Origin of the sequence: Idiomarina abyssalis (assembly GCF_900116625.1) — a bacterium.
GTDB lineage: Bacteria > Pseudomonadota > Gammaproteobacteria > Enterobacterales > Alteromonadaceae > Idiomarina > Idiomarina abyssalis.
Window position 1 is genome coordinate 504514 of the sequence record NZ_FPBE01000001.1, and the last position, 19475, is coordinate 523988.

At 45.8% G+C, this 19475-nt stretch carries 18 protein-coding genes; 15 read left to right on the forward strand and 3 right to left on the reverse strand.

Annotated features, from left to right (window positions below; translation table 11 throughout):
* Window positions 1-18: 18 nt before the first annotated feature.
* Window positions 19-702, reverse strand: a complete 684-nt coding sequence (gph, locus tag BM359_RS02445) for a phosphoglycolate phosphatase (protein ID WP_054487618.1) — start codon at window positions 700-702, stop codon at window positions 19-21.
* Between the two features lie 3 nt (window positions 703-705).
* Window positions 706-1434, reverse strand: a complete 729-nt coding sequence (gene ubiG, locus BM359_RS02450) for a bifunctional 2-polyprenyl-6-hydroxyphenol methylase/3-demethylubiquinol 3-O-methyltransferase UbiG (RefSeq protein WP_054487621.1) — start codon at window positions 1432-1434, stop codon at window positions 706-708.
* Between the two features lie 149 nt (window positions 1435-1583).
* Between ubiG and gyrA the strand changes: the two genes are divergently transcribed.
* From gyrA to BM359_RS02505, 11 genes are all read left to right on the forward strand, one after another.
* Entirely contained in the window at window positions 1584-4223 is a 2640-nt protein-coding gene (gyrA, locus tag BM359_RS02455; RefSeq protein ID WP_054487623.1) for a DNA gyrase subunit A, read from the forward strand.
* Window positions 4220-5305 (forward strand): 3-phosphoserine/phosphohydroxythreonine transaminase, encoded by a 1086-nt coding sequence (serC, locus tag BM359_RS02460; protein WP_054487625.1) that lies wholly within the window; start codon window positions 4220-4222, stop codon window positions 5303-5305. The genes gyrA and serC overlap by 4 nt, the downstream gene beginning before the upstream one ends.
* Window positions 5306-5336: 31 nt before the next feature.
* Window positions 5337-6440, forward strand: a complete 1104-nt coding sequence (gene hisC / locus BM359_RS02465) for a histidinol-phosphate transaminase (RefSeq protein WP_054487627.1) — start codon at window positions 5337-5339, stop codon at window positions 6438-6440.
* A complete protein-coding gene (gene aroA / locus BM359_RS02470) occupies window positions 6433-7722 on the forward strand; it encodes a 3-phosphoshikimate 1-carboxyvinyltransferase (protein WP_054487630.1) in 1290 nt (429 codons plus the stop codon). Before hisC ends, aroA begins: the two co-directional genes overlap by 8 nt.
* Before the next feature lie 97 nt (window positions 7723-7819).
* Window positions 7820-8512: a (d)CMP kinase gene (cmk, locus tag BM359_RS02475; protein ID WP_054488516.1), complete on the forward strand. Its 693-nt coding sequence runs from the start codon at window positions 7820-7822 to the stop codon at window positions 8510-8512.
* A gap of 114 nt (window positions 8513-8626) precedes the next feature.
* Window positions 8627-10306: a 30S ribosomal protein S1 gene (rpsA, locus tag BM359_RS02480; protein ID WP_054487632.1), complete on the forward strand. Its 1680-nt coding sequence runs from the start codon at window positions 8627-8629 to the stop codon at window positions 10304-10306.
* Between the two features lie 37 nt (window positions 10307-10343).
* Complete coding sequence (locus BM359_RS02485) at window positions 10344-10625, forward strand: integration host factor subunit beta (protein WP_054487634.1); 282 nt, start codon at window positions 10344-10346, stop codon at window positions 10623-10625.
* Between the two features lie 74 nt (window positions 10626-10699).
* Window positions 10700-10960, forward strand: coding sequence for a lipopolysaccharide assembly protein LapA domain-containing protein (locus tag BM359_RS02490; RefSeq protein ID WP_054487637.1), 261 nt, complete (start codon window positions 10700-10702; stop codon window positions 10958-10960).
* A 6-nt stretch (window positions 10961-10966) separates the two neighbouring features.
* Window positions 10967-12124, forward strand: coding sequence for a lipopolysaccharide assembly protein LapB (gene lapB / locus BM359_RS02495; protein WP_054487639.1), 1158 nt, complete (start codon window positions 10967-10969; stop codon window positions 12122-12124).
* A 3-nt stretch (window positions 12125-12127) separates the two neighbouring features.
* Entirely contained in the window at window positions 12128-12823 is a 696-nt protein-coding gene (gene pyrF, locus BM359_RS02500) for an orotidine-5'-phosphate decarboxylase (RefSeq protein WP_054487641.1), read from the forward strand.
* 108 nt (window positions 12824-12931) lie between these two features.
* Window positions 12932-13252, forward strand: coding sequence for a ComEA family DNA-binding protein (locus BM359_RS02505; protein WP_054487643.1), 321 nt, complete (start codon window positions 12932-12934; stop codon window positions 13250-13252).
* Window positions 13253-13325: 73 nt separating this feature from the next.
* Here BM359_RS02505 and rne read toward each other — a convergent pair whose 3' ends face one another.
* Window positions 13326-16223, reverse strand: coding sequence for a ribonuclease E (gene rne, locus BM359_RS02510; RefSeq protein WP_234972452.1), 2898 nt, complete (start codon window positions 16221-16223; stop codon window positions 13326-13328).
* 452 nt (window positions 16224-16675) lie between these two features.
* On the opposite strand from rne, the gene rluC reads away from it, so the two are divergent.
* Genes rluC through yceD form a run of 4 tightly spaced genes read left to right on the forward strand, consistent with a single transcriptional unit; the run spans window position 16676 to window position 19473 of the window.
* A complete protein-coding gene (gene rluC / locus BM359_RS02515) occupies window positions 16676-17623 on the forward strand; it encodes a 23S rRNA pseudouridine(955/2504/2580) synthase RluC (protein ID WP_054487645.1) in 948 nt (315 codons plus the stop codon).
* A gap of 15 nt (window positions 17624-17638) precedes the next feature.
* Window positions 17639-18301: an HAD-IA family hydrolase gene (locus tag BM359_RS02520; RefSeq protein ID WP_054487646.1), complete on the forward strand. Its 663-nt coding sequence runs from the start codon at window positions 17639-17641 to the stop codon at window positions 18299-18301.
* Complete coding sequence (locus BM359_RS02525; protein WP_054487648.1) at window positions 18298-18894, forward strand: Maf family protein; 597 nt, start codon at window positions 18298-18300, stop codon at window positions 18892-18894. Before BM359_RS02520 ends, BM359_RS02525 begins: the two co-directional genes overlap by 4 nt.
* A 51-nt stretch (window positions 18895-18945) precedes the next feature.
* Complete coding sequence (gene yceD, locus BM359_RS02530) at window positions 18946-19473, forward strand: 23S rRNA accumulation protein YceD (protein ID WP_054487650.1); 528 nt, start codon at window positions 18946-18948, stop codon at window positions 19471-19473.
* Window positions 19474-19475: the final 2 nt, after the last annotated feature.

Here is a 19475-nt window from a genome sequence, read left to right on the forward strand (position 1 = left end):
TTAAAGGAAGTTATTAGATCAAGAGTTATTGATAGCCAGTAACTCCAGCAATGCCAGCGGAGATTCAATGTGATAATCGGCCTGCCAGCGCTGGGGTTGGTCTTCGTTACTGATATAACCGTACTCGGCAAGCACCGTGACCATTCCGGCGTTACGGCCGGCTTCAATATCGCGTTCGGCATCACCCACGTAAAGGCAGTCTGTTGGTTCAACACCCAGTTTCTCAGCCGCATAGAATAAAGGTTCAGGCGATGGTTTTGCGACACTGAGAGTATCGCCGCTCACCACAACTTCAATAGCTTCAAATTCGGGGAAGTGCGGTAATAACAGGTGTGTCAGGCGTTCAGGCTTATTGGTCACTATAGCGACCTTAATGGATTCACGTTGTAATACCGCCAGTAGCTCCAGGACACCCGGGTAAGGTTGGGTATGAGTAGCAATATTATTCTTATAGGCACTCAGGAAGGCGTGTCTCAGCTCTGTTTCCATGTGCGTATAATTGTCATCAAAGGCCAATTTTAGTAAGCCTCTGGAACCATGGGACGCAACTGGTGTAAACACTTCAGCAGTGACAGCAGGGCGCTCGTATTGCTCGCAAACAGCATTTAATGCGGCGCCTAAATCGGGTGCGGTATCAAGTAAGGTGCCATCTAAATCAAACAGGACAGCTTTTACCGGAGAACTTTTATCTGAGGAACTCATTAATTACTCCGGCTTTTTCAAAGCGACAATGTAATTTACATCAACATCTTTGTCTGAAAGTACAAAGCCTTTTAAAGGATGAAAAACTAAGCCATTAATAGCGATATCTTCTAAAGCAGCTTTGTCAGTCATACTTAAAAGTTCTGACGGACGAATAAAACGTTGATGTTGATGAGTTCCTTTCGGTACCCAGCCTAAAATATGCTCGGCAGCGACAATACCCAATAACCAGGATTTTACATTACGATTCAAAGTGGAGAAAAAGACTAATCCCCCGGGCTTAACCGCTTTGGCGCAGGCTTGTACTATGGCGGCCGGGTCAGGAACGTGTTCAAGCATTTCCAGACAGGTCACTACGTCGTAGCTGTCGGTGTTTTGTTCGGCCAGCGTTTCAACGGCAATGCATTGATAGTCAATTTGGCGGCCACTTTCTAATGCGTGCAAACGCGCCACCTTTAATGACTGCTCGGCCAAATCAATACCGGTAACCTCAGCGCCTCGTTCCGCCATGGCTTCACTGAGTAATCCACCTCCACAACCGACATCCAGTACTTTCTTGCCGAAAAGCCCTTCGGTATGGTTTTCGATAAAGCCCAGCCGGACCGGGTTGATTTTATGCAAAGGTTTAAATTCGCCATCCGGGTCCCACCAGCGCGAGGCGAGTGCTGAAAATTTTGCGATCTCTTCCGGATCGACGTTTTTTTGTTCAGTTTTAGAGCGACTGGTGGTCATAGATTATGCGTCTTTAAGAGATGGATAACGCGGCTAGTCTACCTCAGGCAAAGAATAAGAAAAAGAGGGTGCGAGACGCGTTTGGGATGGGTACAATGATTGGATCAAAATAACAATGAATATGCGGATCTATATTTAGGGAATAAACTATGAGCGATCTAGCCAGAGAAGTGTCACCGGTAAATATTGAAGACGAACTAAAAAGTTCGTACCTCGATTATGCCATGAGCGTCATTGTTGGGCGTGCTTTACCTGATGTCCGTGACGGCCTGAAGCCAGTACACAGACGTGTCTTGTTCGCAATGAACGAATTGCGCAACGACTTTAATAAACCTTATAAAAAGTCAGCGCGTGTTGTCGGTGATGTGATTGGTAAATATCACCCTCACGGAGACAGCGCAGTTTATGACACGATTGTTCGTATGGCGCAGGACTTTTCATTGCGTTATATGTTGGTTGATGGTCAGGGGAACTTTGGTTCTGTTGACGGAGACTCAGCCGCTGCGATGCGTTATACCGAAATTCGCATGGCAAAAATTGCTCATCAGCTTTTAGCCGACCTGGACAAAGAGACCGTTAACTTTGTCGATAACTACGACGGTACAGAGCGTATTCCTGATGTATTGCCAACCCGCGTACCCAACCTGTTAGTTAACGGTTCCTCGGGTATTGCTGTTGGTATGGCAACCAATATTCCGCCTCATAACCTGACGGAAGTTATTGACGGCTCACTGGCGATGATTGATAACCCGGATATTGATGTTGAAGGGTTAATGGAATACATCCCGGGTCCGGACTTCCCAACAGCAGCGACAATTTCAGGTCGCAGCGGTATCGTTGAAGCTTATAAAACCGGTCGTGGTCGTATTCATTTGCGCGCTCAGGCGGAAGTGGAAGTCGACGAGAAAACGGGTAAAGAAACCATCATTGTTACGGAAATTCCGTATCAGGTGAATAAAGCCCGCTTAATTGAAAAAATAGCTGAGCTGGTTAAAGAAAAGCGCGTTGAAGGTATTAGTGCTTTACGTGACGAGTCTGACAAAGACGGTATGCGTATCGTCATTGAAATTCGTCGTGGCGATGTTGGCGAAGTTGTTCTTAACCATTTGTATGCTAATACCCAGTTACAGGTTGTGTTTGGCATTAATATGGTTGCCCTGGATAAAGGTCAGCCGCGTCTGTTTAACCTGCGCGATATGCTGGATTGCTTCATTCGTCACCGTCGTGAAGTGGTTACCCGCCGCTCGGTCTACGAATTACGTAAAGCTCGTGAACGTGCTCATATCCTGGAAGGCCTGGCGATATCGCTGGCCAATATTGACGAAATTATTGAGCTTATCCGTCGCTCACCCACGCCTGCTGAAGCTAAAGCTGGGCTAATTGCCCGCGCATGGCAGCTGGGCGATGTTGCTTCAATGCTGGAAACCGCCGGTGTTGATGCTGCGCGTCCTGATCATCTGCCTGAAGAATACGGCATTCGGGGTGACAACTATCACCTGACTGAAGAACAGGCTCAGGCCATTTTGGATTTACGTCTGCATAAACTGACTGGTTTAGAGCACGAAAAAATTCTGGATGAATACAAAGGCCTGTTAGAACAAATTGCTGAACTGCTGCATATTCTGAACAGTTCAGAGCGCCTGATGGAAGTGATTCGTGAAGAGCTGGTTGAAATACGCAGTAACTTTGGTGATGAGCGTAAAACCGATATTACCGCCGCTGCACATGACATCAGCATGGAAGACTTAATCAACGAAGAAGATGTTGTTCTGACGCTTTCTCACGAAGGTTATGTGAAGTATCAGCCGTTGACTGAGTACGAAGCTCAGCGTCGTGGTGGTAAAGGCAAAGCCGCCACTAAGATGAAAGACGAAGACTTTATTGAAAGACTGTGGGTAGCGAACACGCATGACACCATTTTATGCTTCTCAACCCGTGGTCGTATTTACTGGATGAAAGTTTACCAGTTGCCGTTGGCAAGTCGTGCTTCTCGAGGCAAGCCTATCGTCAACTTGTTACCGCTTGAAGCCGACGAACGTATTACCGCTATTCTGCCAACACGGGATTACCCGGAAGATAAGTTCGTTGTTATGGCTACCCGTAAAGGGACCATTAAGAAAACGCCATTACCAGAGTACTCTCGTCCTCGTAACGGCGGAATCATTGCACTGAACCTGGTTGATGACGATGAACTGATTGGTGTTGATATCACTGACGGTAGCGGCGAAATTATGCTGTTCTCTGACGCTGGCAAAGTGGTGCGCTTCGCGGAAGAGCAAGTGCGTTCAATGGGCCGCACAGCAACCGGTGTTCGTGGTATTCGTCTAGAGGAAGGACAGCGTGTTGTATCACTGATTGTTCCTCGTGAATACGAAGATGAAGAAGCGAATGTATTAACCGTGACTGAAAACGGTTACGGCAAACGTACACCGTTAAGTGAATACCCGGCTAAGAGCCGCGCTACTAAAGGTGTTGTCTCTATTAAGGTCAGCGAGCGTAATGGTTCCGTTGTCGGCGCCATGGAAGTTATTGATGGCAATGAGATCATGCTTATCAGTAATAAAGGTACTCTGGTCAGAACGCGTGTTAATGAGGTCTCAACCGTTGGTCGTAACACTCAGGGCGTACGCTTAATTCGTACAGCTGATGACGAAAAAGTGGTTGGCCTGCAGCGCATTGATGAAATTGATGAAGACGAAGTGTTAATTGACGGCGAGGTTGTTACTGAAGAAGGTGAAACCGCAGCTGAAGATAACACTGAAAATCACGAGGGTTCCGACGAGTCATGAGCCAGTTGTTTAACTTTTCTGCCGGACCGGCAATGTTGCCGGTCGAGGTGTTGAAGCAAGCTCAGGAAGAGTTATTGAACTGGAATGGGCAGGGTGTATCGGTGATGGAAATTTCCCACCGTGACCCTGCTTATGTCCATATGGCACGTGAAGCTGAGCAAGACCTGCGCGACTTGCTAAATGTGCCGGACGACTACGAAGTACTCTTTTTACAAGGCGGAGGGCGTGGTCAATTCTCTGCGGTTCCACAGAATATCGCGTCACCGGATGCCACCGTAGATTACCTGGATACAGGAATATGGTCTGGTTTTGCTATCCGTGAAGCCGAAAAGTTCGTTTCCAGAGTGAATATTGCAGGGCAAGTTCAGGAAGGCGCTAAAGGCAAGGAAATTCAGTCGCCAAAAGACTGGAAACTGTCTGAAAATGCTGCCTATTTTCATTACTGTCCTAATGAAACCGTCGATGGTATTGCACTGCATGAGATCCCTGACGTTAAAGCACCCATTGTGGCTGATATGTCGTCAAATATCCTTTCTGAACCTCTGAATGTCTCAAAGTTTGGTGTTATATACGCCGGCGCTCAGAAGAATATAGGCCCTTCAGGTTTTGCTATCGCTATCGTCAATAAAAAGCTTTTGGGTCAACCGCAGAAACAAGTGTCATCTATTATGGATTACCAACTCCAGGCGAAAGACGGGTCTATGTACAACACGCCCAATACCTTTGCCTGGTATCTGGCAGGGTTGGTTTTCAAGTGGTTAAAAGCTCAGGGCGGATTAGCGGCTATGGGCGAACGCAACCATCGTAAAGCTCAGCTTATCTATGACTTTGTTGATGCTTCAGATTTTTACAGAAACAACATTAATCCTGCTTACCGTTCAATCATGAATGTGCCTTTCCAGTTAGCCGATGACAAACTCGATGCCGACTTTTTAGCGGGTGCTAAAAAGGAAGGTTTATTAGGGTTAAAAGGGCATCGCTTTGTTGGTGGCATGAGAGCCAGTATTTATAACGCAATGCCGGTGGAAGGCGTAGAAGCATTGCTAAGTTATATGGCTGATTTTGAACGTAAGCTTGGCTAAATAAATAGAATAAAAAAGGTAGTGAATCGCTATGGCAGAATTCAACGCATTAGAACTGGTTAATCCTGGAGTTAAACAGTTACGTCCGTATCAGGCGGGCAAGCCAACATCCGAATTGCAGCGTGAGTTAGGTTTACAACACGTGGTTAAGCTGGCTTCAAATGAAAACCCATTGGGCTTGAGTGAAAAGGTCAAAACGGCTCTGGAAGCTGAGTTAACCGATTTAGTGCGTTACCCCGATGCTAACGGTTATTACCTTAAAAGTCGTCTGGCAGAACTCAACGAGGTTGGTACGCAACAAATTACTCTGGGTAACGGTTCTAACGATGTTTTAGAGATTTTAGCTCGTACCTTTGTGTCAGATAAAGACGAAGTTATTTTCTCTCAGCATGCGTTTGTGGTGTATCCGCTAGTTACTCAGGCTATTGGCGCAAAACCTGTTGCCGTTCCTGCGGTAGATTATGGCCATGACCTTGATGGTATGGCTAAAGCCGTTACCGATAAAACCAAGATGATTTTTATTGCTAACCCCAATAATCCAACGGGTACATTTTTATCGACTTCTGCACTGAAAAGTTTTCTGGATAAAATACCGCAAAATATTATCGTGGTTCTTGATGAAGCTTATTACGAGTATGTGCCAGAAGAAGAGCGGGCGCCATCGGTTGAGTGGATAAAAAATCACCCTAACCTGGTGGTTAGCCGAACCTTTTCTAAAGCCTATGGGTTAGCCGGTTTACGCGCAGGTTATGCCGTAAGTCATGAGAGCGTAGCCGATGTGCTTAACCGTATTCGCCAGCCATTCAACATGAATTCGCTGTCACTTAAAGCGGCGGAAGTGGTACTGGATGATCATGCCTATTTGCAAAAAGCGGTTGAGTTAAACGCACAGGGCATGAAGCAGCTAACTGAGTTTTGTGAAGAACTAGGCCTTAACTACATTCCTTCTTATGGTAACTTTTTGACCATAGAAGTCGGGCCCGATGCCGAGAAGCTCTATGACGAACTTCTGCATGAAGGCGTTATTGTACGTCCTGTTGGCGGCTATGAGTTGCCTAATCATTTACGTGTCAGCATTGGCCTGCCTGAAGAAAACCAGGCTTTTATTAAGGCAATGAAAAAGCTGCGTGGTTAATTCTATTCATTTAGAGCCGCGACAGCATTGTCGCGGTACTGTCACTTTACCCGGCTCAAAAAGCATTGCTAACCGGGCACTGCTTATGGCCGCTTTATGCCAGACTCCCGTCACCTTACACAATTTACTGGTCAGTGATGACACCAGTCGTATGCGTGAAGCTTTGCTCGCTCTGGGGGGGAGCTTTAAAGACGATGAACTTACAACTCAGGTTGAAGGTTTAGGTGGTCATTGGCGTCAGGCTTCCTCTGAACTTTATTTAGGTAATGCTGGAACAGCGATGCGACCGCTTATTGCCGTGTTATCAGCGACGGCAAAAGAAGAGCAGGCACCTATGGTTCTGAAGGGCGATGCCCGAATGCATGAACGACCGGTTCAACACTTAGTTGATGCTTTGCAAATGCAGGGAGCGTCAATTGATTACTTGGGCGAGTCGGGCTTTCCACCACTCGCTATTTCACAAGGTTTAGCCCCGGGCAAGTTTGAAATTGATGGCTCAGTATCCAGTCAGTTTATTTCGGCGTTACTTATGGCGCTTCCTCTGTTGCCCGGTGATTCAACCTTAACGCTAAAAGGCGAGGTGGTTTCCCGGCCTTATATTAACCTAACTCTGCAAATGCTGGCGGACTTTGGTATTTCGGTAAAAGAGGACTCTCCTCAATGCTATGTCATTGCCGGAAAACAAGTTTATCAGTCGCCCGGAGAATACTGGGTAGAAGGTGATGCCAGTGCGGCCTCCTACTGGATGGCTGCAGCATTATTAGGGCGAGGTCCGGTTGAGATAATAGGCATCGGTAAAAACTCGATACAGGGCGATAAACGTTTTGCTGAGGTAATAGAGCAAATGGGAGCCTCTGTGGCTTACCAGGACAACAGCATAACAGTTACCGGAACGGGAATAGTCAAAGGCATCGATCAGGACTTTAACGATATTCCAGATGCGGCAATGACGGTTGCACCATTAGCACTTTTTGCTGATAAACCTACAACCATTCGTAATGTGGCTAATTGGCGCGTTAAAGAAACCGATCGCCTGTACGCTATGGCAACAGAATTGCGCAAACTGGGTGCCCTAGTAGAAGAAGGGCGAGATTACCTCTATATAGAACCGATTAAGAACTGGCAACACGCGTGTATTGATACTTATGATGATCACCGCATGGCAATGTGCTTTTCACTTGCGGCGTTTTCACCTGCCGGCGTTACGATCAATGATCCGGATTGCTGCGCTAAGACCTATCCCAACTATTTCTCTGAGTTTTCACGGCTCTGTCACAGTTAACTCATAGACTTGCTGACTTTGATTAATGCAATTTTTTTACAAATGCGTATAATTGCGCGGCTAAATGCTGCGTAATGCAGAGCAATTAGAGGATTTTATGGCAACTCATATTCCAGTCATTACGATTGACGGGCCGAGTGGGGCAGGAAAAGGAACGATAAGCCGACTACTGGCAGAGAAGCTAGGTTGGCATTTGTTGGACAGCGGCGCGATTTATCGCGTGCTGGCATTAGCGGCTTTGCATCACGATTTTACGCCGGAAGATGAAGAAAGTCTGGTGGCTTTAGCTGCGCACCTGGACGTGAAGTTTGAAGCAGAAGAAGAACGCTCATTAACGCATATCATTCTTGAAGGTGAGGACGTCACCATGACGATCCGAACTGAACAGGTGGGTAATATGGCCTCTAAAATTGCCGCTCTTCCAAGAGTGCGAGAAGCGCTTCTTCGCCGTCAGCGTGGCTTTAAAGAGCTTCCGGGGTTAGTAGCCGATGGGCGCGATATGGGAACCGTTGTGTTTACCGATGCCGATGCCAAAATCTTTTTGACGGCTTCAGCCGAAGAGCGCGCAAGGCGACGCTTTGAGCAATTGAAGGAAAAAGGTTTTGATGCTAATATTGATCAATTAGTGAACGAAATAAAAGAACGAGATGATCGAGATACGAATCGCTCGGTGGCCCCACTAAAGCCAGCCGAGGATGCGTTATATCTGGATTCCACCGATACGCCGGTAGACGACGTGTTGGAACAAGTATTGATGTTTGCTCATAGCAAACTCTCAAAGGCTAGCTAGGGTCATGTGACCTTAATTAGGCGTCTGTTGTAAGGAAGCAAACAGACTTTTTTAATAACCCCGCTGTATACGGAAGTTCAGTGGACGTCTTATTTATAAGCGAAGTTAATCACTATGTCAGAAAATTTTGCAGAATTATTTGAAGAAAGCCTAAAGGAAGTTGAAACACGCCCGGGCTCCATTGTTAAAGGTACTATCGTTGCCATCGAAAAAGATTTGGTCTTAGTAGACGCGGGTCTTAAATCAGAAAGCGCGATTCCAGCAGAACAGTTCCGTAATGCAGAAGGTGAATTAGAAGTCAGCGTCGGTGACGAAGTTGATGTAGCCCTTGATGCAGTAGAAGACGGCTTTGGTGAAACCATTCTGTCTCGCGAAAAAGCGAAACGTTACGAAGCATGGCTGCAGCTTGAAAAAGCACACGAAGACAATGCAACCGTTATCGGTATTATTTCTGGTAAGGTTAAGGGTGGCTTCACAGTAGACTTAGGCGGCGTTCGCGCATTCTTGCCTGGTTCACTGGTTGATGTACGTCCAGTACGTGAAACAACGCACCTGGAAAACAAAGATTTAGAATTCAAAGTTATCAAGCTTGATCAAAAACGTAACAACGTTGTTGTGTCTCGCCGTGCTGTTATCGAGAAAGAGAACAGTGCAGAGCGTGAAGAGCTGCTTGAAAACTTGCAAGAAGGTCAGGAAGTTCAGGGTATCGTTAAGAACCTGACTGACTACGGCGCATTCGTTGATTTAGGCGGCGTCGATGGCTTATTGCACATTACCGATATGGCTTGGAAACGCGTTAAGCACCCAAGTGAAATCGTAAACGTTGGCGATGAAATCACTGTTAAAGTATTGAAGTTTGATCGTGAGCGCACTCGTGTATCTCTTGGCCTTAAGCAATTAGGCGAAGATCCATGGGCAGATATCGCAAACCGTTACCCAGAAGGTCACCGTTTAACTGGTCGTGTTACGAACTTGACTGATTACGGCTGCTTCGTTGAAATCGAAGAGGGTGTTGAAGGTCTGGTACACGTCTCAGAAATGGACTGGACTAACAAAAACGTTCATCCTTCTAAAGTGGTTAACCTGGACGACACTGTTGAAGTTATGGTTCTGGAAATTGACGAAGAACGTCGTCGTATTTCACTAGGCCTTAAGCAGTGCAAACCTAACCCTTGGGAAGAGTTTGCGAAGAACCACAATAAAGGCGAGCAAGTTACTGGTAAGATCAAGTCAATCACTGACTTCGGTATCTTCATCGGTCTTGACGGCGGTATTGATGGTTTGGTTCACTTGTCAGACATTAGCTGGAACGCTACTGGCGAAGAAGCCGTTCGTGACTACAAAAAAGGTGAAGAAGTTACCGCTGTAGTTATGCAGGTTGATGCTGAACGTGAGCGTATTTCACTAGGTATCAAGCAGCTTGAAGAAGACCCATTCAATAACTACCTGGCAGCCAATAAAAAAGGTGCTATTGTTACAGGTACAGTTACTGAAGTAGACGCTAAAGGCGCTAAAGTTGAATTAGCTGAAAGCGTTGAAGGCTATGTTCGTGCAGCAGACATTTCACGTGAGCGTGTTGAAGATGCAAGTACTGAACTAAGCGTTGGTGATTCTATTGAAGCTCGCTTCATGGGCGTTGATCGCAAAAACCGTACTCTGAGCTTGTCTATCAAGGCGAAAGACGAAGCAGAAGAGAAAGAAGCGGTTGAAAGCGTCAACAAGCAGCAAGAAAGCGGCGGTCTTAACAGCGCAATGGCTGAAGCCTTTAAAGCTGCAAAAACTGACGACGAATAATTTCCTGCACTTACGCAGTTGATTAGAGGAGGTAATGATGACTAAATCAGAGCTGATTGAAAGGTTAACTTTGAAACACGAGTTACCTCCTAAGCAGGTTGAAGCTTCGGTAAAAGAAATTCTTGAACAGATGGTGCAGTCCTTGTCACAAGGTAAGCGCGTAGAAATTCGAGGGTTTGGAAGCTTCTCTCTGCATTATCGGGCTCCTCGTGTAGGTCGTAACCCAAAAACGGGTGAAGCCGTTGAATTAGACGGTAAGTATGTACCGCATTTTAAGGCGGGCAAAGAGCTTCGCGAGAGGGTCGATACGTTAAGTTAGTTTTTAAGCTCGATTGATAAAAACGGCATGCTATACTGGCATGCCGTTTTTTTATAACTAACAGGTAAGCGATTATGCTGAAGAAGCTGCTTATTCTCATTCCTGTATTACTCATATTTCTTTTAGCAATGGCGTTTGGTGCCCAGAACCCACAAACTGTTATCGTGAATTTGTTGGTACTGCAAACTGAAATGGCTGTTGCATCATTACTGGCTATCTTTTTTGGTAGCGGGTTTGTTGTTGGTATTCTCCTACTTTTCCTGTCGAGTCTGTCCTGGCGCTATCGTTACAATCGCCTGCTTAGACGCGTCAATAAATTGGATAAAGAGAGTTAATAGCTCATGCTAGAGCTTCTTTTCCTGCTTCTACCAATTGCTGCTGCCTATGGCTGGTTCATGGGTCGTAACAGTGTTCGCACAGAAGAGCGGAAAGAACAAAAACGATTTTCCAAACAGTACGCCACTGGTATCAACCTTTTATTATCAGACCAGCCAGACAAAGCTGTAGATTTGTTTGTTGAGCTGTTAGATGTCGATAGTGAAACCATTGAAACGCACTGGACTTTAGGAAAGCTATTCCGTCGCCGGGGCGAAGTAGACCGGGCAATAAAAATTCATAAAAATCTGACATCACTTCCTAATTTATCCGAGCACGATCGTTTAACGGCTATGTATGAGTTAGGAAAAGATTACCTTTCTGCCGGAATTTACGATCGCGCTGAACAGATGTTTGCGGGTTTGCAAAGTTACAAACTGTTTCGGGAAAAGAGCCAAAAGCACCTTCTGGAGCTGTACGAATCTACCCATGAGTGGGATAAAGCCATAAAGATTGCCTTACGGCTGTCTAAGCAAGACCCGGAAGCTCGAGTGGTTCTGGCGCAACTCTATTGCGAACTTGCTGAGTTAGATGACAATACCACCAGTAAAGTAAAGCATTACAATAAAGCATTAAAACATGATGATAACTGTGTTCGCGCCGTACTTTCCCTGGGTAAAATCTATATGAATGAAGGGCGGTATAGTGAGTCTATTAATTATCTGACCCGGGTATTTGAACAAGATAAGTCGTTTGTTTGCGAAACCATACCGTTGCTAGAGGAAGCTTTTGAAAAGACTTCTGATACTCATACGTTTATCGAATTTCTCCATACTTGTGTCGAACAGAACGCCGGAATAACGGCAGCAATTACACTGGCCGAAAAAATTTGCGAATCTCAAAGCATTGAAGATGCCGAGCACTTTATGACTCAGGTGTTAGAGCAGCATCCAACGATGCGAGGGTTCCATTATTTAATGGGGCTTCACATCCGGGCCGCTGATGTTGGTAATGCCCGTGACAGTCTTCGTAGACTGCAGAAAATGGTGCACGAACACATAGTGCAGAGGCCAAATTATAAGTGCCGTCATTGCGGTTTCTCAGGGCATACTTTGTATTGGCGTTGTCCTTCCTGTAAGAGTTGGTCAACAACAAAACCTATTTTTGGACTAGATGGTGAATAAGACATGGCATTGCCGAAAATATATGTAGCTTTAGATTGCCAGACACAAGAAGAAGCTAACCAGTTAGTCAGCAGGCTTCCTTCCGGGCAAGTTGGACTTAAAGTTGGAAAGGAGTTGTTTACCTCTATTGGCCCTGAATGGGTACGCAAGCAAGTAGAACAAGGTTTTTCCATCTTTCTGGATTTAAAATTTCACGATATTCCCAATACAGTTGCTAAAGCTGTCACTTCGGCGGCTAAAATTGGTGTTGATATTGTCAATGTCCACGCCAGTGGCGGAAGTGACATGATGAAAGCGGCTAAAGATGCTCTCGAGCCTTTTGATAACCCACCATTGCTAATTGCTGTAACGGTGCTGACCAGTATGAGTGATGCAGATCTTGCTGATATTGGTATTCAGGTAACGGCAGAACAACAGGTACTCAATTTAGCTAAGTTGACGCAGAAAGCAGGCTTAGACGGTGTGGTATGCTCTGCACAAGAAGCGCGCATGCTTAAAGACGCACTGGGTGAATCATTTAAACTGGTTACGCCGGGGATAAGACCTACCAATAGTGCAACGGACGATCAGAAGCGAGTAATGACCCCTAAGGAAGCTATACTTGCAGGTGTTGACTATATGGTTATCGGGCGTCCTATCACGCGCTCAGAAAACCCTGAAGAGACCGTTGCAGAAATTCTGGCTTCCATAGGAGAGTAACCTACTTAACGCCTGGTAATGTCGTAATCTCGCCAGATGGTAAAAAAGTTCGGCTATAGTATCTCTACTGCAGTGACGCAGTGATTTTATCGAAAGGGAACAGATACTATGAAGCTAAAATTATTATCCATACTATTAGGAACATCACTCTTTTGGGTTTGCGGTGCACAAGCGGGCTCAATGCCGGTTACAGCAACTGCATCACCAGTAGTGCAAGATACCAACGTAAAAACTGTCAACATTAATACCGGCTCTGCTCAGGAAATTTCCGACGTTCTGGTTGGTGTCGGCGTGAAACGAGCCGAGCAAATTATCGAGTTACGTGAGCAATTAGGTGGCTTTACAGAAGTTGAGCAACTACTTGATGTGAAAGGTATAGGCGCAAAAACCTTAGAAAAAAACCGCGCATTCATTACTATTAAGCAGTAAGAAACTTAAACTCCAGAGATAAAAAAAGGTCGGTAGCGTATAACTACCGACCTTTTTTGTTGCTTAAATACCCTTAGTCACATTTCGCCATTTCAGCATAAGAACTGGAGCGAGCCTGAGAAATACTCGCTACACGACTGTCCTTAGTAAACTCCTGGCGACTGGTCGCTTGTGCAATAGGTAGCGCTTTGAAATCTTCAGTGCGCTCTACTGCTGTAGCTTTAGTCATGGCCGAAAAGGATGAGCCGCTCAAAGAACGGTTTGGTATAACGGCCTCGGCCTTACCTTGTTGCTTGCGTTTTTGACCCGCAGCACGCTGGTGACGAGGAGAACGGCGAGAGCGATCCCGACCTTTCTTTTCTTCGTTTGCTTTGGGCTCAGTGTCTTCTTTTGCTGGCTCTTCTTCTACGGCCTTGGCCTTTGGCGCTTCATGAGACGCTTCAGGTTCAGCTGCATCAGCAGGCTCTGCTGGCGTAGGTGCTTCAGCTTTCTCAACAGCCGTTTCAGCTTTATCTTCAGACTGAGGCGCATTATCGGAAACGGCTTCTTTTGCCTTTTCTTCTTGCTCCACGCTTTCCTGCTTAGCTTTTTCTACCGGAGGAGCTGTTGGCTGCTCTTCATGCTTTTCGTCATCAGCTGTTTTAGACTGAGCCTGATTTTGCACGAGTTCAGCAGCTGCCTGAATGCGTGGATCAAGCACCTTATCAGAAATGGCTTTGTTTTCAGCTTTACCGGAGCTACTTTGCTGTGCCGGTTTTTCTTTTGCCGCTGTTTGCTTTTGAGAGCTATTGTCGGTACTGACCTGCTCAGTACTTTGCTCCTCTTGCTTAGCCTCTTTTGCTTTTACTGTATCGCCGGCAGATGAAACTCTAACCGACTTTTCAATAGGTTTACGCTGACGGCGAGGCTTATCCTGAGGAGCTTTTGGCTCTTTGGATTTTTCTGGCTCAGCCGCAGTACTCGCTTGATCGTTCTTAGCCGCTTCAGTTTTTGGTGTCTGGTTTGCTTTATTACTGCGTCCACGACGTCTGCGGTCATTCCGGTTACGTGTGTTGCGAGTGCCTGCATCATCACGTGAATCGGTCGACTTCTCTTCAGCTGTAGAAGCCGCTTCTTTGCTAGGCTCATCCTTGTTAGCTGTAGACTGATTGCGACCCCGTTGCTGACGGTTACCAGAACGACGGTTACGGCCTCGACGTTGCTGATTCCGTTGATTTTGCGAAGTTCTTTGTTTGTTTTTATTTGCTTCCGCCTGGCTTTCTGTTTCATCGGAACCAAATAAACCTGAGAACCAAACTTTCAAACGAGTCAGTAATGATGGTTGAGCTGGTTTTTTAGCTTCAACTTTTGGCGCTGGGGTAGGCGCTGCGCTCGGAGCCTGAAGGCCTTTTAATGCTGGCTCCTCAAACTTAGCTTTATCCTGGGTCAGGGTAATAGAAACTGTAGACTCTGTTTGCTCTGGTTTTTGCACCAACTGAAAACTTGCTGATTCAGGAACTTCGTCATCACGAATTCGTAAAACTTCAAAATGCGGTGTTTCCAGGTGATGGTTTGGAATAATGACGATTTTAACGTTATGGCGTTTTTCAATATGGTTAACCGATTGACGCTTTTCGTTTAACAAATACGTGGCTACGTCAACTGGCACCTGTGAATGAACCTGAATGGTATTGTCTTTAATCGCTTCTTCTTCAATCAAACGTAAGATTGAAAGTGCTAAAGAGTCACTTGAACGTATGGTTCCCTGACCGTTACAACGAGGACAAACATTGTTTGCAGACTCGCCCAGTGATGGGCGCAGGCGTTGGCGCGACATTTCCATCAAGCCAAACCGTGAAATACGGGCAACCTGAATGCGAGCTCTGTCTTGAGACAGACTATCGCGCAGGCGGTTTTCCACATCGCGTTGGTGGCGAGAAGGCGTCATATCAATAAAATCGATAACAACTAAGCCACCCACATCACGAAGGCGCAACTGACGCGCAATTTCTTCTGCTGCTTCAAGGTTAGTCTGCAGTGCCGTCTCTTCGATATCTCCGCCTTTAGTGGCGCGAGAGGAGTTAATGTCGATAGAGGTTAAGGCTTCTGTCGGATCGATAACAATTGAACCACCGGACGGAAGGCGAACTTCGCGTTGAAAAGCTGATTCAATTTGGCTTTCAATTTGATAGTGACTGAATAGCGGAACGTCACCTTCATATTGTTTTACTCGTTGCAGAAAGTCCGGACGAATTAATTGTATGTGTGTGCGTACCTGCTCGTATACTTTCGGGCTATCAATAAGCACTTCGCCGATGTCACGGCGTAAGTAGTCCCGCAGAGCACGGAAAATAACATTACTTTCCTGGTGAATAAGGAAAGGGGCAGGGCGTTCATCGGCGGCTTTACTAATAGCTTCCCAATGGTTAAGTAAGACGTTTAAATCCCACTCTAATTCTTCCTTAGATTTCCCTACGCCAGCTGTACGAACAATGAGCCCCATTTCTTTAGGCACATTCAGTTCTGATAAAGCTTCTTTAAGTGCTGAGCGCTCGTCGCCTTCAATGCGACGTGAAATACCGCCTGCGCGAGGGTTATTTGGCATAAGTACCAAATAACTGCCCGCTAAAGAAATAAACGTGGTTAAGGCGGCGCCTTTTTGTCCGCGTTCTTCTTTATCAATTTGAACAATAACTTCCTGACCTTCTTTAACCACGTCTTTGATATTCGGGCGGCCCTGGAAGGTATAACCTTGTGGGAAGTAGGTTTTTGCGATTTCTTTAAGAGGAAGGAAGCCGTGGCGGTCAGCGCCATAATCAACGAAAGCCGCTTCAAGGCTAGGCTCAATACGAGTAATTTTGCCTTTATAGATGTTGGCTTTCTTTTGTTCGTGACCAGGGCTTTCAATATCTAAATCGTAAAGGCGTTGGCCGTCAACCAACGCTACACGCAATTCTTCTAATTGCGTGGCATTTATTAGCATTCTTTTCATTACTGTGACTCAATTCTTTGGGCCACAATATGACACGCCCCTATGGCGATCGTGCAATTATCGAATTCGTCTGTCGCTGCAGGCCCTTTGGGACCTGCGTTACCCGTCATCTACAACGTGTAACTAAAATGAGTTTGACTGTGCCGATAACACCAACTGTTCGGTGTCATATTGTCGCTAAATTTTACGTCTGCAATCGATTATTAAACAAAGCGTGTTCGATGTGCTGTGTTCTTCTCCGTGCCATCAACATCTCGGGCAAGTCTCTTTTTAAACTTTAAAACCGTATGCTGATGTGGATAATGCGTCGCTCTGTTACTTCGACTGCGCGAAATATATTCTTCGTCTGCCATCTTCGATGGACTTTGACACTTAATTATTTCATGAAAACCACTGAAAATACAAGCAACAATTTCTCTGTTGAATCCTGCAGATGATGGTAAAATGGCGTTATGAAAACGATACAACAAGAAGTCCGCTGGCACACCGTCTCTGCAGACGAGTCGGGGCAGCGAATAGACAACTTCCTAATTGCGCAATTACGCGGTGTGCCTAAGTCATTGGTATACCGAATTGTACGTAAAGGTGAAGTGCGCGCGAATAAAAAACGGATAAAACCTGATTATAAGCTGAAGGAGGGCGATCTTATTCGTATCCCTCCGGTTAAAGTCAGCGAACGCCCGGATTTACCGTCAGCTAATTTAGAGCAGGTAGCGGCGCTTGAACATGCCATTTTGTACGAAGATGACGCACTCATGTTAATTAATAAACCTTCAGGTGTTGCAGTGCATGGTGGTTCGGGCTTGCAGTTCGGTCTAATTGAAGGGCTTAGAGCTTTACGCCCTAAAGAAAAGAGCTTAGAGCTGGTACATAGGCTGGACAGAGATACCAGCGGCTTGTTGTTGGTTGCTAAAAAACGTTCGGTGTTGCGAAACTTGCATGAACAGTTGCGCAATAAAGAAATGAATAAGCAATACCTGGCATTAGTTCGGGGGCAATGGCAAAAGCGGGTTCGCAGTGTTGAAGCTCCGCTAAAGAAAAACACATTAAAGTCCGGTGAACGAATTGTACGTGTTGATGCGGAAGGTAAAGCCTCTTTAACCCGCTTTCGTATCCAGCAAAGGTATAAGGAAGGGACATTAGTAGAAGCTTCTCCTGTTACCGGAAGAACTCACCAAATTAGAGTGCACGCACTGCACGCCGGACATCCTATAGCAAAGGACCCTAAATACGGTGACGCGGATTTTGATAATACAATGTCTCAAGTTGGCTTAAAGCGTTTGTTTTTACATGCCTGGCAGTTACGCTTCCTACATCCTGTTACGGCTAAAGAAGTTGCTTTTGAGGCACCGCTGGACGACAACTTACAAGAAACATTAAAGCGACTGACTCCCCAATAATATGGACAGCTTATAATGATGTACGGTAAGCGACTTATTGTGTTTGACTGGGATGGCACCTTGATGGACTCGATAGGCCGAATTGTGTCGTCTATGCAGAACACCGCCCGGCATATTGGTTTGCCCGTTCCAACCGATGTTGCCGTTAGAGATATTATTGGTTTGAGTCTTGAGCCGGCCATTGAAAAGTTGTTTGGTGTGCTTAACCCAGTAGAGTTGGATGGCTTTTTAGTCCAATACCGTGATGAATATGTCGATTTAAATCCCACACCGTCGCCCTTATTCAATGATGCGAAAGCTGTCTTGTCTCAGCTAACAGGTTCAGGTTTTCAGCTGGCCGTGGCAACGGGAAAAGCTCGCAGAGGCTTACAACGAGTTTGGTCAGAAAGCGAAACCGAACATTACTTTGTAGCTTCCCGGTGTGCAAGCGAGACCCGGGGTAAACCTGACCCTCAAATGCTTTATGAGATAATGGATGAATTAAACGCTCATCAGGAAGAAACAGTCATGGTTGGCGATTCGGTTCATGATATGAAAATGGCTATTGCAGCAGGTGTGCATCCTGTTGGTGTTAGTTTTGGTGTACATAATGCAGAGAGATTACGTGAGGCAGGTGCTGCTTTGGTTGTAGACTCATTAACAGAGCTTAGTGACAGACTTATAAAGGAGAGACCATGACATTACCGTTAATCCTTGGTTCAGGTTCTAAATACCGTCGTGAAATTTTAGATAAACTGCACTTGAAGTACGAAGTTGTTAAGCCCGATATTGATGAGTCTGCAATCACTTCCGAGAGCCCACAACAGTTGGTAGGGCGTTTAGCTGAAGCCAAAGCCCGTGCAGTTGAAAAGCTCATGGCTCATAAACAGGCGGTTATTATTGGTTCCGATCAGGTTGCAGTTTGTGACGGACAGATACTAGGAAAACCCGGTAATGCTGAGAATGCCGTTAAGCAATTACTGGGGTTTGTTGGTAAAACCGTTACTTTTTACACCGGTCTGGCAGTACTGAACACCGCGACGGAAGAGTGCGAAGTGAGAGTGGAACCTTTTAACGTAGAATTTCGACACTTAAGTGAAAACGAAATTGAGCGCTACGTCGAGTTGGAAGAGCCATTTGATTGTGCCGGGAGTTTTAAAAGTGAAGGCCTGGGTATCAGTTTATTTAACAGTTTAAAAGGGAATGATCCCAACACATTAATTGGGTTACCGGCCATTGCCTTATTGGATATGCTGAGAACTCATAAAATTAACCCTCTAAATAAGGAATAACGACAGATTTCCCTTGTCACTAAGGTGGAACTTCGTTAACATTCGCGCGCTATGCAAAACGTTCGTATTCCCGTAACAGTAGATCCAGTCAAAAGTGCCAACAAGAAAGTGGTATATGACGGGGTTGTGCCTGGAAAAACAATGACACGACTTCAGGAAAGCCTGGTTGAACCATGCCCGGACCCTGAGGCCAGCGTTGAGTTTGGAATTGATGAACAGGGCATTAGTTATTTTACAGGGAAAGCAAAAGTTGCTGTAAAAGTACTTTGTGAACGCTGTAATACGCCCCTGGCAGTTGATATTCTGGCGCAATTTGCGTATGCTCCTGTCACTAAGCGGCAGGTGGCAGATGACTTTCCTGATAGCTATGAAGCTATTGAGGTAAACGATTTTGGGGAAATTAACTTGCATGGGCTTGTTGAAGACGAATTAATTCTGGCTATGCCATTAGCTCCTAAGCACGACGCTAAGGCATGTCAGGTGGATCGTGATGCGATGACGTGGGGCGAAATTGACGAATCAGCTGCTGAAGAGTCTGAGAACCCGTTTGCCGTATTACAAGAATTGAAGCGTAAATAATC

Coding starts and splice junctions, on each gene's coding strand:
- gph (WP_054487618.1), bottom strand. CDS start 702: ATGAGTTCCTCAGATAAAAGTTCTCCGGTAAAAGCTGTCCTGTTTGAT.
- ubiG (WP_054487621.1), bottom strand. CDS start 1,434: ATGACCACCAGTCGCTCTAAAACTGAACAAAAAAACGTCGATCCGGAA.
- gyrA (WP_054487623.1), top strand. CDS start 1,584: ATGAGCGATCTAGCCAGAGAAGTGTCACCGGTAAATATTGAAGACGAA.
- serC (WP_054487625.1), top strand. CDS start 4,220: ATGAGCCAGTTGTTTAACTTTTCTGCCGGACCGGCAATGTTGCCGGTC.
- hisC (WP_054487627.1), top strand. CDS start 5,337: ATGGCAGAATTCAACGCATTAGAACTGGTTAATCCTGGAGTTAAACAG.
- cmk (WP_054488516.1), top strand. CDS start 7,820: ATGGCAACTCATATTCCAGTCATTACGATTGACGGGCCGAGTGGGGCA.
- rpsA (WP_054487632.1), top strand. CDS start 8,627: ATGTCAGAAAATTTTGCAGAATTATTTGAAGAAAGCCTAAAGGAAGTT.
- BM359_RS02485 (WP_054487634.1), top strand. CDS start 10,344: ATGACTAAATCAGAGCTGATTGAAAGGTTAACTTTGAAACACGAGTTA.
- BM359_RS02490 (WP_054487637.1), top strand. CDS start 10,700: ATGCTGAAGAAGCTGCTTATTCTCATTCCTGTATTACTCATATTTCTT.
- lapB (WP_054487639.1), top strand. CDS start 10,967: ATGCTAGAGCTTCTTTTCCTGCTTCTACCAATTGCTGCTGCCTATGGC.
- pyrF (WP_054487641.1), top strand. CDS start 12,128: ATGGCATTGCCGAAAATATATGTAGCTTTAGATTGCCAGACACAAGAA.
- BM359_RS02505 (WP_054487643.1), top strand. CDS start 12,932: ATGAAGCTAAAATTATTATCCATACTATTAGGAACATCACTCTTTTGG.
- rne (WP_234972452.1), bottom strand. CDS start 16,223: ATGAAAAGAATGCTAATAAATGCCACGCAATTAGAAGAATTGCGTGTA.
- rluC (WP_054487645.1), top strand. CDS start 16,676: ATGAAAACGATACAACAAGAAGTCCGCTGGCACACCGTCTCTGCAGAC.
- BM359_RS02520 (WP_054487646.1), top strand. CDS start 17,639: ATGATGTACGGTAAGCGACTTATTGTGTTTGACTGGGATGGCACCTTG.
- BM359_RS02525 (WP_054487648.1), top strand. CDS start 18,298: ATGACATTACCGTTAATCCTTGGTTCAGGTTCTAAATACCGTCGTGAA.
- yceD (WP_054487650.1), top strand. CDS start 18,946: ATGCAAAACGTTCGTATTCCCGTAACAGTAGATCCAGTCAAAAGTGCC.